Genomic DNA, 16,606 nt, shown 5'->3' with positions numbered 1-16,606 from the left:
TATGACGAATCAAGCTTTATCAGCCCAGAGCTGGCCACAGGGTAGCCAGGTACATAAGTTCGGTGGCACCAGTTTGGCCGATGCCAACCGCTTTCATGCTGTAGCCAGCATTATACGGCAGCAACAGACACAGCAACACCCGATAAGTGGGTGCTGGGTAGTGGTTTCTGCACCCGGCAAAACCACCGATCAATTGTATCAGTTGCTGGAGCTTGCTCAGCAGCCGGAGTTACTTGAACAGGCTGTGGCTGCACTGGCAGAACATTTAACGGCCTTGGTTCGTCAGGTTCTGACTGAGCAGCGCCAGAGTGATGTCTTGCAGCAACTGCAGCAGTGGTTGCAACTGTTGCCTGCGTTGGTGATTGCCGGTCAGGACGCGGATGTGCTGGCTCTGGGGGAGTCTCTGTCCGCTTTGTTGCTTAGCCGCTTACTGCGGCAGTATGGTCTGACAGCCGACTGGTTGGACAGCCGGGGCTTTTTAACCGTCGATCGGCACCAAATTCGTTGGGATGAATCGGAGCAACGACTGCAAGCGGTACGTTGTGAGGGGATTCAGGTAGTAACAGGCTTTATTGCGCGTGATCCTGCCGGGAAAAGCCTGACGCTCGGCCGCAATGGCAGTGACTACTCAGCCACCATTCTAGGCCGTTTGGTGCAGGCAGCACAGGTGCATATCTGGACCGATGTGGATGCAATTTACAGCGGCGACCCCCGCCGGCTTCCGGCCGCAGTTCCTTATCATCGGGTCAGCTGGCGCCAGGCCTGTCTGCTGGCCCAGTTGGGCAACCCGGTACTGCATGCCCGTACTCTGGCACCATTGCAAAACAGCGACACCCAGTTGCAGGTGCGCTCCAGCTTTGAGCCCCATCGTTCAGGTTGTCAGATTGTGCCTGCTGAAAGCTGCCAGGCTAGTTTTGTCACCGATCTGAGCAGCATGGTGTTACTTAGCATGCATGAGCTCAATGGGTACGATGCCAACTGGTTGGCCAATGAGTTACAACAGCCCGTGATTGCCTTGCCGCAGTTGCCGGATGCTCATCTGTGGCTGTTGCCAGCTAAGGTCGCGGAGCAAGCTGTGCAATTGCTGGCTGAGCGTCAGGTGCATGCTGTGCATGACACCACGCCTTACTATGCTGTCGCCTGGCTGAAACCGGCCCCTGTTCAGCAGGAGGTCTTGCCAGCCGATGTCGCGGCTTGCCTTCAGCGGTTGCAGCCGGTCCACAGTTACCAAAGTAAAGAACTGGCCGTTTGGCTGTTTGAACAGGAGTTATCTGCCGTGAGTTTTGCCGATCTTCATCAATGCTGTACCCAGCCGCGGACAGATATTCAGTTGATTGTCGCGGGTACCGGCAATGTGGGTTCTGAGTTTCTGCGCTTACTGCCCGGGCATCAGGCCCGCTGCCAGCACCAGCATGGTTTGCAGTTAGCTGCGGTGTTTAATTCACGTCAAATGGTATTGCAGCCGGTTGCCGCCACGGAGCTGCCAGCGTTGTTGCAACAGGCCGAGCCCTTGCATCAGCAGCGTTTGCTGGCGCAAATTGCACAGTTACCTGCTCCCAAGGTATTGATTGACTTAACGCCAAGCATGACTTTGGCTGAGCAATACCCGGACTTTATTGCTGCGGGTTGTCATATTATCAGTGCCAATAAGCAAGGCGTTACTTTGCCTCAAACCCAGTATCAGGCCATTTTAGCCCAACTGACTGCAGAGAAGCTCAGCTGGCTTAGCAACACCACCGTAGGTGCGGGCTTGCCGGTGCAGCGTGCCCTGCATGATTTGCAGGCGGCAGGCGATACGGTATGGCGCATTAGTGGCATTTTCTCTGGCACCTTGTCCTGGTTGTTGTGTCAGTATGATGGCAGCACTGAATTTTCTGAGTTGTTGCTGCAAGCCAAAGAGCTGGGGTATACCGAGCCGGATCCACGTGAAGATTTGTCCGGCCGTGATGTACAACGCAAATTATTGGTACTGGCGCGTGAGCTGGGTTGTTCGTTGGATCTGGCTGATATCGAACTGGAGCCCTTGCTGCCCGTCGCGCTGGCAGGGGATAGCTGGGACGCGTTTTGGCAGCAACGCGCGGATTTTGATGCCTTAATGGCCCAGCATCTGCAGCAAGCCAGGGCGGATCAGTTGCAGCTGCGCTTTATTGGTGAGCTGAGCATCCGTGATTCTGGCGTGCAGGCCAGGGTTCGGCTGGTGAGCGTAGCGGCCAGTGACCCTCTGGCGGCTATTCAGCCATGTGATAATGTTTTTGTTATTGAATCCGACTGGTATCAGGAATTGCCTCTGGTGATCAAAGGCCCTGGTGCAGGTCGCACTGTTACCGCGGGTGGCGTCCATGCTGATCTTGCTCAGCTGGCACATCAGTTGCTTACTCAATCTGCCGCCAATTTGCAGAGGTCGTCGTAAATGTCATTTGCTAATGCTCAATTTCTAGAAGCCATTAACCGCAACCTGCACGATGTGCAAGGCAAAGCAAAAGTCAGTTTTGAGTTTTTTCCGCCGAAAACTGAACAGATGGAGCAAACGCTCTGGCAGTCGATTGAGCGTTTAGCGCCATTGGCACCCAGCTTTGTGTCCGTAACCTATGGTGCCAATTCGGGGGAGCGTGATCGCACCCACGACATCATAAAATCCATCAAGCAACGCACAGGCCTCATTGCTGCGCCGCATCTTACCTGCGTAGATGCCAGTGTCGATGAATTAAAGCAAATTGCCCGTGATTACTGGGACAACGGCATCCGCCATATCGTTGCACTTCGGGGCGACTTACCGCCAGGAACGGTTGAAAAGCCGGCTCTTTATGCTGCCGATTTGGTGGAGATCCTGCGTTCAGTGGCTGATTTCGATATTTCGGTGGCGGCTTATCCAGAAGTACATCCTGAAGCTCCCAATACCCAGTTTGATCTACTGAATTTAAAGCGCAAAGTGGATGCCGGTGCTTCCCGAGCCATCACGCAGTTCTTTTTTGATGTAGAAAAATTTCTGCGTTACCGTGACCGTTGTGCAGCCATTGGCATTGATGTCGACATCATCCCTGGTATTTTGCCGGTGACCAATTTTCAGCAGCTGATCAAATTTGCAGCGCTAACCAATGTGGCGGTTCCTGGCTGGATGCACAAAGCCTATGAAGGGTTAGAGCAGGATGCGACGACCCGTAACCTGGTGGCGGCCAATATTGCGATGGAAATGGTCAAGGTTCTGAGCCGGGAAGGGGTGGATCATTTTCACTTTTATACCCTAAACCGCAGTGAACTCAGCTATGCTATTTGTCATCTGCTGGGCGTGCGTCCGCTGGTCAAAGAAGGTGCCTGAACCGAGCCGTATTTTTGTCATCTGCCGGTAAAATGCTACCGGCAGACTAACCGTTTACCTTAGTCTTTTTTTGGATATTAATTCATAAAATTAGCATAATAATTCTTGTTTTTTGCGGTTCCTCTGCGTAGACTAGCGACTTATCCGTCTGAGGAAAGTCGTCGATGTCGCAATCTCAATCTGTTGTCCTGTCGAAAAAGCGTGCTATTGTGCTGGGTGCTGCTGGTTACAGTGGTGCGGAGCTGGTGCAGTTACTCAGTCAGCATCCCGCTATCGAGTTGGTGGCTGCTTATGCATCAGCAAACCGTGAACCGGAATCTTTTGCTTCGCTGTACCCGCGTTATAGCGGACTGTTGGAGCTTACGGTATTGCCCTGGCAACCGGAAGAGCTGACCGATCTTGCCACACGAGCCGATATTGCTTTTTTAGCGCTGCCGCACGAGGCCAGTGAAGCGCTGGCGCCGCAATTGCTGGCTGCCGGTCTGGTAGTGTTCGATCTATCCGGTGCTTTTCGCTTAAAAGACGCGGCCTTGTACCCGGAGTTTTATGGCTACAGCCATCAGCATCCGCAGTTATTAGCGCAAGCACCTTATGGTCTGGCAGAGTGGATCAGCGCATCTGAGCTGGAACAATCTTTATTCGCTGTTGCCGGCTGTTATCCTACGGCTTCCAGCCTGGCTTTATTGCCATTGGTACAAGCAGGGTTACTGGCAGAGGGCGCTGTGCCGGTGATTAATGCAATCAGTGGTGTGTCTGGCGCAGGTCGAAAGGCAGCGCTGGGGACTTCTTTTTGCGAAGTAGGCTTGGCTCCTTACGGCTTTTTTAAGCACAGGCACCGGCCGGAGATCGAGCAGACGCTGGGCTGCCCAGTGGTGTTTACGCCGCACCTGGGCAATTTTAAGCGTGGTATTTTGGCGACCATCAGTGTCCGTTTAAAAGCTGGCATCCACAAAGCAGAGGTTGATGCAGTCTATCAGCAGTATTACCAGCACAAACCAATGGTACGCTTATTGTCTCGGCCGCCGAATGTAGCCGATGTAGCGGGGACCTGTTTTTGCGATCTGCACTGGCAGCAAGATGGGGAGCAACTGTTGGTGGTTTCTGCTATCGATAATTTGCTTAAAGGGGCCGCTGCCCAGGCAGTGCAATTGGCCAACCTAAAGTATGGCTATCCGGAGCAAGCCGGTTTGCAGGGAGGAGGTTATCGTGACTAAGTCTCGGCCACTTGTTGTTAAGCTGGGCGGTCGCTTGTTGCAGGAGCCTGCCGCTATCTCTGCCTTGTTAACGGTTTGCCAGCACATCAAGCAGCAGCGGCCATTGCTGCTGGTGCATGGTGGCGGAGCCCAGGTTGAAAGCTGGTTGCAAACATTTGGCTTTGTGACCGAAAAAATCGATGGTCAGCGGCTATCGCCAAAAGAGCAGATGCCGGTGATCGCTGGCGCTCTGGCAGGCGCTGTGAATGCGGAGCTGGTGGCCCTGGCTGATGGTGCTGCCTTAAAGCCGGTGGGTCTTACTCTGGGAGCCGGTGGCAGCTGTTGTTTTGAGCGTATCGCACGGCTGGGAGCAGTTGCTAAGGCCTTGCCAGGCAAACCAGAGTTATTGCAAGTGCTGCTGGCGCAAGACTTCACCCCGGTGCTTAGTTCCATTGGCCATCTTGATGGTGAACTGCTAAATATCAATGCCGACTTGGCAGCGGCTGCACTTTGCCAGTTGCTGCAGGGAGATCTATTGTTATTAACGGATGTTCCGGGCATTTTACAGGCCGATGGCAGCCTGATTGCAGATTTGCATGCGACAGAGGCAGCCAGTCTGGTTGCTGCCGGTGTGATTCAGGGGGGCATGAAAGTGAAGCTGGATGCCGCGCTGGAAACCGCCCAGGCGCTTCAGCGCAGTATCGTGGTGGCTGGTTGGCAGCAACCGGATTTATTGCTGGCCCTGTTGGCAGGCCAGGCAGTAGGCACCTGCATTCACCCTTCAGTGTAATACGACATGACGCGAGTAAAGCTATGAAATCATTCCACCAATTACTGTCGTTGCATGAACTGCAGCCAGAGCAATTGCACCAGTTGTTGCAATTAGCACTGCAAATCAAGCATCAACCCGCAATGTATCAGCAGGCTCTGGCCGGCAAGAGTATCGCCTTGCTGTTTGAGAAGCCATCGCTGCGCACCCGGGTGAGCTTTGATGTTGGCATTCAGAAACTCGGAGGTCATAGCATCTATCTGGATCAACAAAACGGTGCTTTAGGCCAACGTGAAACCGTGGAAGATTTTGGCCGTAATCTGGCGTGCTGGACCGACGCTATCGTTGCTCGGGTGTTTACGCAAAGTACACTGGAGAAGCTGGCCGCCAGCAGCGGCTTGCCCGTGATTAATGCACTCAGTGATTTGTATCATCCGTGTCAGGCGCTGGCAGATTTGCTGACGCTGCATGAAACCTTTGGTGATTTACAGCAGGTGAAATTGGCTTATGTCGGGGATGGGAACAATGTTTGTCATTCGCTGATGCTGGGAGCCGCGCTCTCTGGTATGAGCTTGGTGGTGATCACCCCACCTAATCATGGTCCGGATGGCCATGTGTTGCAACAGGCCCAGGCGATAGCGGCAAAAACTGGCGCTTCGCTGCACTTGAGCCATCATGTATCCGAGGCGCACGGCTGTCAGGCTATTTATACCGACACCTGGGTGTCGATGGGCGATTCAATGGATGCAGCAGAGCAATTGCGTCGCTTTGGTGATTACCAATTAAGCAGTGCGGTCTTGGAGCGTTTAGGTAGTAAGTATTTGATGCACTGCCTGCCAGCCCATCGCGGGCAGGAGGTGACCAGTGAACTGCTGGACAGCAAAGCAGCTCTGGTATTACAGCAAGCAGAAAACAGAATGCACGCGCAAAATGCGGTGCTGGTTCAACTTTTAGCATGAGGTGCGAGATGAGTGTAAAAAAAGTCGTGTTGGCCTACTCAGGTGGTTTGGATACTTCGGCCATCGTGCCTTGGTTAAAAGACAATTATGGCTGCGAAGTGGTGGCTTTTGTTGCTAATGTTGGTCAGGGCGATGAAGAGCTGGCCGGGGTGGAAGAAAAAGCCATTGCCTCCGGTGCTTCCAGTTGTTATGTGGTGGACTTACGTGAGCAACTGATGCATGAGGTGGTCTATCCAACACTAAAAACCGGTGCTGTGTATGAAGGCCAGTACCTGCTTGGTACCTCGATGGCACGGCCGGTAATTGCCAGGGCTCAGGTTGAATTGGCATTAAAAGTGGGTGCCGATGCCCTTAGCCATGGCTGTACCGGCAAAGGCAATGATCAGGTTCGTTTTGAAAGTGCTTTTGCAGCGCTGGCGCCACAACTCAAAGTGATTGCTCCCTGGCGTGAGTGGGAGTTCAGTTCGCGCCAGTCGTTATTGGATTATCTGGCTGAAAAGAAGATCCCAACCACCTCGTCTGCCACCAAAATCTACAGCCGGGATGCCAATCTCTGGCATATTTCGCATGAGGGTGGCGAGCTGGAAGACCCCTGGTGTGAGCCAAGTGAGCAAGTGTGGACCTGGACCAAATCGCCAGAGCAGGCACCCGATCAGCCCGCCTATGTAGAATTGTCTTTTGTGGCCGGTGAACTGCGCAGTGTAAATGGCCAGGTACTGGCACCGGTAGAAGCATTAACCTTACTAAATGCCATTGGTGCCGAGCACGGTGTCGGGCGGATTGATATCGTCGAAAACCGTTTGGTTGGCATGAAGTCCCGCGGTTGCTATGAAACTCCAGGGGGCACCATTTTACTGGCAGCTTTACAGGGACTTGAGGCGCTGGTGTATGATCGTACGGCGTTGAACTACCGCGAAGAGATTGGCCTGAAGTTTGCTCAGTTGGTGTACGATGGCCGCTGGTTCACCCCGCTCAAAGATGCTTTATTGGCGGCTGCAACCAGTCTGGCGCAGGATCTGACCGGAGATGTGGTAGTCAAACTCTATAAAGGCCGTGCCACCGTTGCCAAGCGTCGCTCTGTTAACAGCCTCTACTCGGAAGCTTTCGCCACCTTTGAAGATGATGAAGTGTATAACCAGCAGGACGCGGCCGGTTTTATTCGTCTGTACAGTCTGGCCAGCCGTATTCGCGCCATGCATGCGGCTGATAAAACAACACAGGAGTCCTGATTATGGCGATGTGGGGCGGGCGTTTTACCGAGGCAACCCTGGATGAATTCAAAGCCTTTAATGACTCCATCAGCTTTGACTACCAGTTGGCACAACAGGATATCGCAGCATCCAAAGTCTGGGCGGCCGGTCTGGCTGAAGCCGGCCTGATTGCGGCGGAGGAAGCTCAGCAGTTGCAACAGGCGTTGCAACAACTGGCAGAGGAGCTGCTGCAGGATCCCCGTTTGCCAGTTGTAAGCGGTGAGGAAGACATTCATAGCTGGGTAGAAAGCCAACTGACCGAACGCCTTGGCGCCGTTGCCCGTAAATTGCATACCGGCCGCAGCCGCAATGATTTGGTTGCAACTGATCTGCGGTTATGGACCAGGGCCGCTGCAGCAGCGGTACGCAGCAGTTTGCTTGGCAGTATTCAGGCACTGCTGAACTTTGCCGATGCAGCTGGTACTGCTGTCATGCCAGGCTATACCCATTTGCAGCGCGCCCAGCCAGTGATGGTTGCGCATTGGGCGCTGGCCTATGTGGAGATGTTGAAACGTGATCTTGGTCGTTTGGACGATGCCAGTAAGCGCCTGAATGTCTGCCCGCTTGGTGCCGGTGCTTTGGCAGGCACTGGAGTACCGGTGGATCGCAGCTGGCTGGCACAGCAATTGGGCTTTGATGCAGCCGCAGCCAACAGCCTGGATGCAGTGTCTGATCGCGACTTTGTGGTGGAGCTGTCTGCTGCGGCCAGTTTGTGCATGACCCATGTTTCGCGTTTGTCGGAAGATGTGATTTTCTTTTGCTCGGGTGAAGCTGGTTTTTTCAAGTTGGGCGATGCCATCAGCAGTGGTTCATCGCTGATGCCGCAGAAAAAAAACCCGGATGTATTCGAACTGCTGCGCGGCAAAAGTGGCCGCATTCTGGGCCAACTGGTGGCTATTTTGCATGTGCTCAAGGGCTTGCCGCTGGCCTACAACAAAGACATGCAGGAAGACAAACAAGGCTTCTTTGACTTGATGCAGCAGTGGCAACAATCCTTGCAGGTGTTGGCGACTGTGCTGCCGCATTTAAGCGTCAAAGTGGATGTTTGCCGTCAGGCAGCTGAGCTTGGCTACAGCAATGCCACTGATCTGGCCGACTATCTGGTAAGCAAAGGGATCCCGTTTCGTGATGCCCATCACTTATCAGGTCAGTTGGTGCTGATTGCCTCCAAGCAGCAACTGCCGTTGGAGCAACTGTCACTGGCTGAGATGCAAAAGGTAAGCGCCGTCATTAGCGAGGATGTCTATTCGGCACTCACTTTAGAAGCCGGTATGGCGCGTCGCAATGCGCTTGGGGGCACCAGCCCGGAGCAGGTACTGCCAGCTTTGGCACAGGCCAAAGCCTGGTTGGCGGCTCAGTAATAAAGCTCTCTCACCGCTTAAATAAAACGGCCAGCATCTTGCTGGCCGTTTTATTTAAGCGGGGGGAAGTTCAAGCACATGGTTAATCAAACAGCTCCAGCAGCTCAGTTGCCGGCTCATCGTCATCAAAGGAGAAGGCCGGAGCGCCGGGCTGGGCGTATTGGCTTGGCTCGGTGCCACGCAGGAAAAACTCAAAGCTGCTGGTGTGATCATTGGCCCGGCTTAACAAACCGCTTTCCAAGTCGATGCGCACCGATGAGATGCCAGATGGTGTTTCAGGCTGATCTACCGGTATATCCTGCATGGCAACCCGCATAAATTCCAACCAGGCCGGTAGGGCAGTGCGGGCACCAGCTTCAACACCACTGCTCTGATCACGTCCCAGGTTTGCATTCCAGGTCGCCCGGCCCAGACTGCGATTGGCATCGTCGAAACCAACCCAGGCAACGCCCACCAGTTGGCTGTTAAAGCCGGCAAACCAGGTATCTTTGGAATCATTGGTGGTACCGGTTTTGCCGGAAATATCCCGCCGCTGCAAGCTCTGAACCCGCCAGGCGGTGCCATTCCAACCAGTGCCACGATTCCAGTTGCCCCCACCCCAAACGCTGGATTTGAGGGCTTCGCGAATTAAAAAGGCATTCTGTTCAGACAGCACTCGTGGTGCCTGCTTTAGCCCAGCCGGTTGTTTTTCTGTCGGGTCTGGCTCCAGGTTGGCAAAGAGTTGGGCTAATTGAGCTTCTGCATCCAGCTCTGATTGGGGTACCGTTGGGTTTTCCTGGCACTCTTTGCAAGCCACTTTAGGTTGATGCTGATAAATCAGCTCCCCTTGCTCGTTATAAATCCGATCAATGACGTAGGGATCAACTAAAAATCCACCATTAGCAAAAACAGCATAACCGGCCGTTAATTCCAGGGGCGTCAGTGAGGCAGAGCCCAGCGACAAGGTTTCATTGCGTGGTAAATCGGTTTCAGCAAAGCCAAAATTGCGCAGGTGTTGAATAGAGGCATCTATGCCCACGCCCCGGAGTAACCGCACAGACACCACGTTTTTGGATTTTGCCAAGGCTTCCCGCACCCGTATCGGACCATCGTACACTGCCGGAGAATTTCGCGGCCGCCAGGCAATACCAGCGCCCTGATCCCAGTGGTGAATAGGGGCATCATTGACAATGGATGCCAAAGTATAGCCATGTTCCAGGGCGGCAGAATAAATAAAAGGTTTGATGGTGGAGCCTACCTGGCGTTTGGCCTGAGTGGCACGATTGAACTGGCTTTGAGCAAAGCTAAAGCCGCCCACCAAGGCTTGAATAGCGCCAGTGGCTGGGTCCAGCGATACCAGAGCACTGCTGGCCTCAGGGAGTTGGCTGAGCTGCCAGTAGTCACCATTGTGGCGTACCCGGATATGCATACCTGGTTGCAAAATATCTGCTGCCTGTTTGGGAGCATGGCCCTGGCGCTGGTCATTAATAAAGCGTCGGGCCCATTTCAAAGCGTCCCAGCTTAGTGTTTGCTGCTGACCATCGGCTAAAATTACGGTAGCATCTTGCTCCTCAACCGCTAGTACCACCGCATGATGTAAATCTTCCAGGCTCTGCTGGCTGGCCAGGTAGCTCAGGATCTCATCCGTTGACCAGGCAGGATCCGAGTCGCCGGCCTCGGCAGACCAAAGTTCAGCTTCGGGGCCACGATAGCCATGTCGTTCATCGTAATCGTACAGGTTCTGCTGCAAGGAGCGACGGGCCGCATCCTGAATAGGTTTATGAATGGTGGTGTAGACTTGCAGGCCTGCACTGTAAGCAAAATCTTCGCCGTACATATCGACCACTTGCTGTCGAACCATTTCGGCAATGTAAGGGGCTGAAGCGGTAATTTGCGCACCATGGCGGCGGCTGGTTACCGGAGCTTGCACTGCAGCCTGGTATTCCTGCTCGCTAATGTAGTTCATGGTCAGCATCCGACCAAGTACGATATTGCGGCGGTTACGGGCATTGGCAGGTGAGCGCACCGGGTTTAATACCGAAGGGGCCTGTGGCAGGCCGGCAATAATAGCGATTTCGTCCAGGCTTAGTTCATCCACACTTTTACCAAAATACACCTGAGCGGCAGCGCCGACCCCAAAGGCACGGTGACCCAGCTCGATTTTGTTGAGGTAGAGCTCCAAAATTTCGTCTTTGCTAAGTACCTGCTCAATTTTAACGGCAAGGAAAATTTCTTTAATTTTGCGGATAATTTTCTTTTCCCGCGTCAGGAAAAAGTTTCTTGCTAACTGCTGAGTAATAGTACTGGCACCCTGAGAGGCGTCCCGGGTACTGGCAACCACCAGAGCAGCACGCATCATACCAATCACATCAAAACCTGGGTGTTCGTAAAAGCGGCTGTCTTCGGTGGCAAGAAAAGCCTGAATCAATTGCGGTGGCATCTGTTCAAGCGTCAATGGGATACGACGTTGTTCGCCAAATTGCGACATCAATTCGCCGTCGGCAGTGAACACCCGCATCGGAGTCTGCAGCCGAACGTCTTGGAGCAGACGAACATCCGGCAGATCATCTTTGACATACCAGTACGCCGCTGCAATGCTAAATATTGCCAGCAAAAGCCCAATCAGGCACAAAACCAGAATTTTTTTTAGCCAGGACACCCATCCGCCTCTACATACAACTGCCAAAAACTACAAAAGAGTACTAGTATATAGTTGTTTCTTTTTGAATAAACTCTTTTTATTCCTTAAAAAAAGATCTAAGCTACAAAGTATAACAATAACAATTGTAATAACTACGGTTGCCTTTTGCTATGATAAAACCACTCTTCACAAAGCAATCTCCCATGATGGTCGGTATTGATATCGGCTCTCATTCGGTGAAAGCCGTGTTACTTAGTAAACAGCAAGAGCAGTTTCATCTTGAGGCCTTTGCTATTGAGCCAATGGCCAAAGGTGCTATTTCTGAGCGTGAAATTCAGGATATTGAGGCTGTTGGCAATGTCCTGAATAAAATTCGTAAAAAAATTCCCCGTGCTGTTAAATTTGCCGCTGCAGCCGTTTCCGGTTCCACCGTTATCAGCAAAGTCATTTTTATGGATGTCGCCTTAACGGATGCTGAACTTGAAAGCCAGATTGAAGTAGAGGCGGATAGTCTGATCCCATACCCCCTGAATGAAGTCAGTCTGGATTTTGAAAAGCTGGATATTAACGAGTCAGACCCATCCAAAGTTAATGTGTTGCTGAGTGCTGCCCGTACCGAAAGTGTTGAAAGTCGGGTAGCGGCCCTGGAGCTAGGTGGTTTTACTGCTAAAGTGATTGATGTAGAAAGTTACGCGCTTAGCCGTTCAGCTGAGCTCTGTATGGCCCAGTTGCCTGATGATGCCAAACAGAAAGTGGTTGCTATGGTCGACATTGGTGCCACCATGACATTGCTTTCCATTATTGAAAAAGGAAAAACCCTTTACACCCGCGATCAGGTGTTTGGTGGTGAGCAGTATACCCGCAGCATTCTCTCTTACTACAACAAAAGTTACGAGGAAGCAGAGCTGGCAAAAGTCAGCGGTGATTTACCACCCAATTACACCTTTGAAGTGCTGGCACCTTTTCAGACTATGCTGCTTCAGCAAGTGCGGCGTGGGGTGCAAATGTACCTAACCACCAGCGGCAAAGAAAGTGTGGATTACCTGATTATCTCCGGTGGTACGGCCTTGTTGGAGGGTATTGATAAGTTACTGACCGATGAGTTAGGCATTCATACGGTGATTGCAAAACCTTTTGCAGGCATGACGATTTCCAGCGCATTGGACCCAGAGTTAATGGCGTCACAGGGCGCTCAGATGATGGTGGCCACCGGTTTAGCATTAAGGAGTTTTTCGCCATGGCACATATAAATCTTCTGCCTTGGCGTGAAGCGGCACGCAAAGAGCAACAAAAGCAGTATCTGACGCTGATCACTGCTGTTGCGCTATTCAGTTTTATATTGGTATTTGCTATCAGCTCTATCTACAGTGCGCGTTTAGATAGCCAGCATCAGCGCAATCAATATTTGCAGGCAGAAATCACCAAGCTGAATCGACAAATTACTGAAATCAGAGATTTGAATGAAACCAAGACCAGCCTGCAGCAACGGATGGCGCTGATAGCTCAGTTACAGGGCAGCCGTAATTTGGGTACCCAGATTATGGATGAAATTGTCCGTGTGGTTCCCTCTGGTGTGTATCTGGTTAGCCTGGAGAAAAAAGGCAGCTCATTGCTTATTAATGGCAGAAGCGAGTCCAATAACCGGCTGGCCAATATGATCCGGCAAGTCGAAGACTCGGAGCTTTTATCTGAGCCTTTACTGGAGTTCATCGAAACAGGTCGCAGCAACCAACTGCTCAGTGATTTCAGAATGCATATGCAGGTGAAGGGCTTTGACATGATGCAAGGAGAAACTCCATGAAAATGAACTGGAATTTTGATTTCTCCGAAGTGGATGTGAATGAACTTACATTAGATAATATGGGCACTTGGCCGCCAGTAGTGAAATTGATTTTTGCTGTGGTCGTTGCGTTAGCCATTGCTGCTTTAAGTTATTATCTGATGGTAAGTAATAAAATCGAAGCGCTCAATGCAGCTCAGCGCCAGGAGCTTCAGCTACGCCAGGAGTACCGTACCAAGTATGCTTCAGCCGTCAATCTTGAGCCCTACAAGCAGCAAATGGCCGAAATGGAGCGAAGCTTTTCGTTTTTATTAAAGCAGTTGCCGGCGACTCATGAAACTCCGGGCCTGCTGGATGATATTACTTACGTTGGTACCACGAGTGGCTTAAGCTTTGTGCGGATAAACTGGATGCCTGAGATTGAAAAAGAGTTTTATACTGAGCTGCCTATTCGTATTGATGTGATTGGGGACTACCACCAGTTTGGTAATTTTGTCAGTGAAGTTGCCCGTTTACCCCGTATTGTCAGTTTGCATGACTTTACCATTGCAGCAGAGCAAAATGGCAAGCTGCGCTTTAACGTGGTTGCGAAAACCTATCGTTACAAGGAGGCAGACCAATGAGGTGGATTGGGCTGGTTCCTTTGATGTTGCTGTTGACAGCTTGCTTTAACGACATGGCCGATATCCATGAATTTGAGGCGGAAGTAAAAGCCAATACCCGCACCCGGGTTGAGCCTTTACCTGAGATGAAAGAGTTTCGCCATATTGCTTACCAGGGCAGTCAGGCAAGAAGCCCTTTTGCTATGCCAAGACGGGAAGCGTTGCAGGAACGTTTTGTCCAAGTACAGGATTGCCCGCACCCGGATCCTAATCGCTCGCGAGAGCCTTTGGAAAGCTTTGCGCTGGATAACTTGGTGATGCGCGGTACATTAGGAGATAGCAGCCAGCTTTGGGCATTGATTCAGGCGGGCGATCAGACCTTGCACCGGATTACGGTCAATCATCATCTTGGTTTGCATCATGGACGTGTACTCTCTGTGACGCCTGCCCAGATAGAATTGCTGGAGCTTATCCCTGATGGCACCGGCTGCTGGCAAGAAAGAACAACCATATTGCAGATGGCAGGGTCTGCTCATTAACAGGTGTGTAATGCATGATGGATAAGATGACGAAAACAATGAAAAACCATGTCAAATACGCCATGTACCAAGCTGCGGTGCTGTTGCTGTTAGTTAGTCTGCCAGCCAGTGCCAGGCCATTATTGCATGATGTGCGTTACAGCCCTCTGATGAGTGGTGAGACTGAGCTGGAGTTTGTGTTTGATGATCGGCTCAGGAGCGAACCTGAGATCCAGGTATTGAGCCAACCGGCACGAATTGAATTGAGCTTTGCCGGCATTGAGGTTGATCGCAGCCTGTCACAGATTGAAGTGAACCGTGCCGGAATTCGAAATATCAATGCTTATACCGATGAGCAGGGCAGCCGGGTTGTGGTGTATCTGGAGCAGTTAAACCCATATAAAACACGACAGGATGGCAGCAGTTTTTACCTGCATTTGAGTACTCACAATGCGGTCAAAGCTCCTGGCTATCGGAATGAAATTCAGGTGCAATCGCTTAACGCGGTACAGGCCATTGATTTTCGTCGTGGTGAGCGTGGGGAAGGCCGGGTGCTGGTCTTTTTGCGCAATAATGCTGCGGCTGTCAATGTACAGGAAAAAGCGGGCAAGTTGCATGTGGATTTTCATAACACCAGCATTCCGGAAGACATGCTGTACATTTTGGATGTGATGGACTTTGGCACCATAGTGCGCCAAATTGAAACCTTTTACGAAGATGGCATCAGTCGTCTGGTGATTGAGCCTACGCACGCTTTTACCCACAGCTACCAACAAATCGATAATATTTTTACCCTGGATGTGCAGCGCGATGAGACGCAGCGCAGTATTTTGGGTAGCCGTGACTATCAGGGGCAGCCTATTTCACTGAACTTTCAGGATATTCCGGTTAGAACAGTGCTGCAGATAATAGCCGATTACAATGGGTTTAACCTGGTCACCAGCGACTCAGTGACTGGCAATGTGACTTTACGACTGGATGGCGTGCCCTGGGATCAGGCACTGGATATTGTGTTACGAGTGCGGGGGCTGGATAAACGGATGGATGGCAATATCCTGATGGTAGCGCCGACTGATGAATTGGCAAGCCGTGAAGCCAGAGAGATGCAAGCGCGGATTGATGTTGAAAACCTAGAACCTTTGTACTCCGACTTCTTAGTCATTAACTATGCTAAAGCCACTGATATTGCCTCACTATTGCGCAATCAGGATACCAGCTTGCTGACTGAGCGGGGCGCTGTGACGGTGGACGATCGTACCAACACCATTTTAATCCGGGACACCAGTCGCTCCATCGAGAATGCACGTCGCTTGGTTGAGCGACTCGATATCCCTGTTCGGCAGGTATTGATTGAATCGCGGATGGTAACAGTCAAAGACAATGTAAAAGAAGATTTGGGGATCCGCTGGGGATTCTCTGATCAGCAACGCACCAAAGGCACTTCTGGTACCGCAGCTGGTGCCAATGCCATTGCAGGAGGGGTGATCCCTGCTTTGGATCAACGCTGGAATGTCAATTTACCAGTCACCAATCCAGCGGGTAATATTGCTTTTCATGTTGCAAAACTATCGGATGGCACCATTCTTGATCTGGAGCTATCTGCGTTGGAGCAAGAAAATAAAGCCGAGATTATTGCCAGCCCGCGGGTAACAACTTCCAACCAGAAAATGGCGCGTATTGAGCAAGGCACGGAGATTCCGTATGTGCAGGCTTCTTCCAGTGGTGCTACTACCGTGACCTTCAAAAAAGCGGTACTAAGCCTGGAGGTTACTCCGCAGATTACTCCAGACAATCGCATTATTCTTGATTTGATTATTACTCAGGATACACGTGGCGATACGGTGCAGACGCCCATTGGCCCTGCGACCGCCATCGATACTCAGCGCATTCAAACTCAGGTGCTGGTTGATAACGGTGAGACCATAGTGCTAGGTGGGATTTATCAGCAACAAGCTATTTCTGCTATCTCTAAAGTCCCTCTGTTTGGTGATATCCCCTATATTGGACGTTTATTCAAGAATACCAGTGAGTTTAATGAAAAAACTGAGCTGTTGATTTTTGTTACGCCCAGGATCTTAACGGATGGATTGTAATGTCTAACTCTTAGTCATTGCGAAGTATGCACAGGCCGGCAATTGCCGGCCTGTTTCCGTTAGCTGTAAGCCAGAGTACTAATATTTTTTAAATAAGCTTGCCAAGCCAACGCCATTGCTGACATAATTCAGCGCTTCAATTCTC

The 16,606-nt window shown here is 51.5% G+C and carries 13 protein-coding genes; 12 read left to right on the top strand and 1 reads right to left on the bottom strand.

Translation table 11 applies throughout. The features are described 5' to 3' along the window. Position 1: 1 nt before the first annotated feature. The 7 genes from metL to argH all read left to right on the top strand — a co-directional run bounded on the left by metL (position 2) and on the right by argH (position 8,848). Positions 2–2,410, top strand: a complete 2,409-nt coding sequence (gene metL / locus ABC502_RS03195) for a bifunctional aspartate kinase/homoserine dehydrogenase II (RefSeq protein WP_345914865.1) — start codon at positions 2–4, stop codon at positions 2,408–2,410. Continuing rightward, a complete protein-coding gene (gene metF, locus ABC502_RS03190) occupies positions 2,411–3,316 on the top strand; it encodes a methylenetetrahydrofolate reductase (RefSeq protein ID WP_345914864.1) in 906 nt (301 codons plus the stop codon). Between the two features lie 164 nt (positions 3,317–3,480). Next, positions 3,481–4,530 (top strand): N-acetyl-gamma-glutamyl-phosphate reductase, encoded by a 1,050-nt coding sequence (gene argC / locus ABC502_RS03185; protein WP_345914863.1) that lies wholly within the window; start codon positions 3,481–3,483, stop codon positions 4,528–4,530. Next, a complete protein-coding gene (argB, locus tag ABC502_RS03180; protein ID WP_330086748.1) occupies positions 4,523–5,299 on the top strand; it encodes an acetylglutamate kinase in 777 nt (258 codons plus the stop codon). The genes argC and argB overlap by 8 nt, the downstream gene beginning before the upstream one ends. A gap of 23 nt (positions 5,300–5,322) precedes the next feature. Further along, positions 5,323–6,237: an ornithine carbamoyltransferase gene (locus ABC502_RS03175; RefSeq protein WP_330086749.1), complete on the top strand. Its 915-nt coding sequence runs from the start codon at positions 5,323–5,325 to the stop codon at positions 6,235–6,237. Between the two features lie 8 nt (positions 6,238–6,245). Then, the gene (locus tag ABC502_RS03170) at positions 6,246–7,466 is read left to right on the top strand and encodes an argininosuccinate synthase (protein WP_330086750.1); all 1,221 of its coding nucleotides are present in this window, start codon (positions 6,246–6,248) and stop codon (positions 7,464–7,466) included. A gap of 2 nt (positions 7,467–7,468) precedes the next feature. Further along, the gene (argH, locus tag ABC502_RS03165; RefSeq protein WP_345914862.1) at positions 7,469–8,848 is read left to right on the top strand and encodes an argininosuccinate lyase; all 1,380 of its coding nucleotides are present in this window, start codon (positions 7,469–7,471) and stop codon (positions 8,846–8,848) included. 82 nt (positions 8,849–8,930) lie between these two features. Here the strand turns inward: argH and ABC502_RS03160 are convergent, their stop codons facing one another. After that, the gene (locus ABC502_RS03160; protein ID WP_345914861.1) at positions 8,931–11,486 is read right to left on the bottom strand and encodes a penicillin-binding protein 1A; all 2,556 of its coding nucleotides are present in this window, start codon (positions 11,484–11,486) and stop codon (positions 8,931–8,933) included. A gap of 152 nt (positions 11,487–11,638) precedes the next feature. Between ABC502_RS03160 and ABC502_RS03155 the strand changes: the two genes are divergently transcribed. From ABC502_RS03155 to ABC502_RS03135, 5 genes are read left to right on the top strand one after another with little or no spacing between them, the layout of a single operon-like run. Next, positions 11,639–12,718 (top strand): pilus assembly protein PilM, encoded by a 1,080-nt coding sequence (locus tag ABC502_RS03155; RefSeq protein ID WP_345914860.1) that lies wholly within the window; start codon positions 11,639–11,641, stop codon positions 12,716–12,718. Then, positions 12,706–13,269, top strand: coding sequence for a PilN domain-containing protein (locus ABC502_RS03150; RefSeq protein WP_330086754.1), 564 nt, complete (start codon positions 12,706–12,708; stop codon positions 13,267–13,269). Before ABC502_RS03155 ends, ABC502_RS03150 begins: the two co-directional genes overlap by 13 nt. A gap of 2 nt (positions 13,270–13,271) precedes the next feature. Next, entirely contained in the window at positions 13,272–13,871 is a 600-nt protein-coding gene (locus tag ABC502_RS03145; RefSeq protein WP_330086836.1) for a type 4a pilus biogenesis protein PilO, read from the top strand. Further along, positions 13,868–14,389: a pilus assembly protein PilP gene (locus ABC502_RS03140; RefSeq protein WP_345914859.1), complete on the top strand. Its 522-nt coding sequence runs from the start codon at positions 13,868–13,870 to the stop codon at positions 14,387–14,389. Before ABC502_RS03145 ends, ABC502_RS03140 begins: the two co-directional genes overlap by 4 nt. Positions 14,390–14,415: 26 nt before the next feature. Beyond that, complete coding sequence (locus ABC502_RS03135) at positions 14,416–16,461, top strand: type IV pilus secretin PilQ family protein (RefSeq protein WP_345914858.1); 2,046 nt, start codon at positions 14,416–14,418, stop codon at positions 16,459–16,461. Positions 16,462–16,606: the final 145 nt, after the last annotated feature.

Source organism: Alkalimonas sp. NCh-2, from assembly GCF_039631345.1.
Lineage (GTDB): Bacteria > Pseudomonadota > Gammaproteobacteria > Enterobacterales > Alteromonadaceae > Alkalimonas > Alkalimonas mucilaginosa.
The sequence above is the reverse complement of the archived record's forward strand: the minus strand, read 5'-3'. Positions and strand labels throughout refer to the sequence as shown.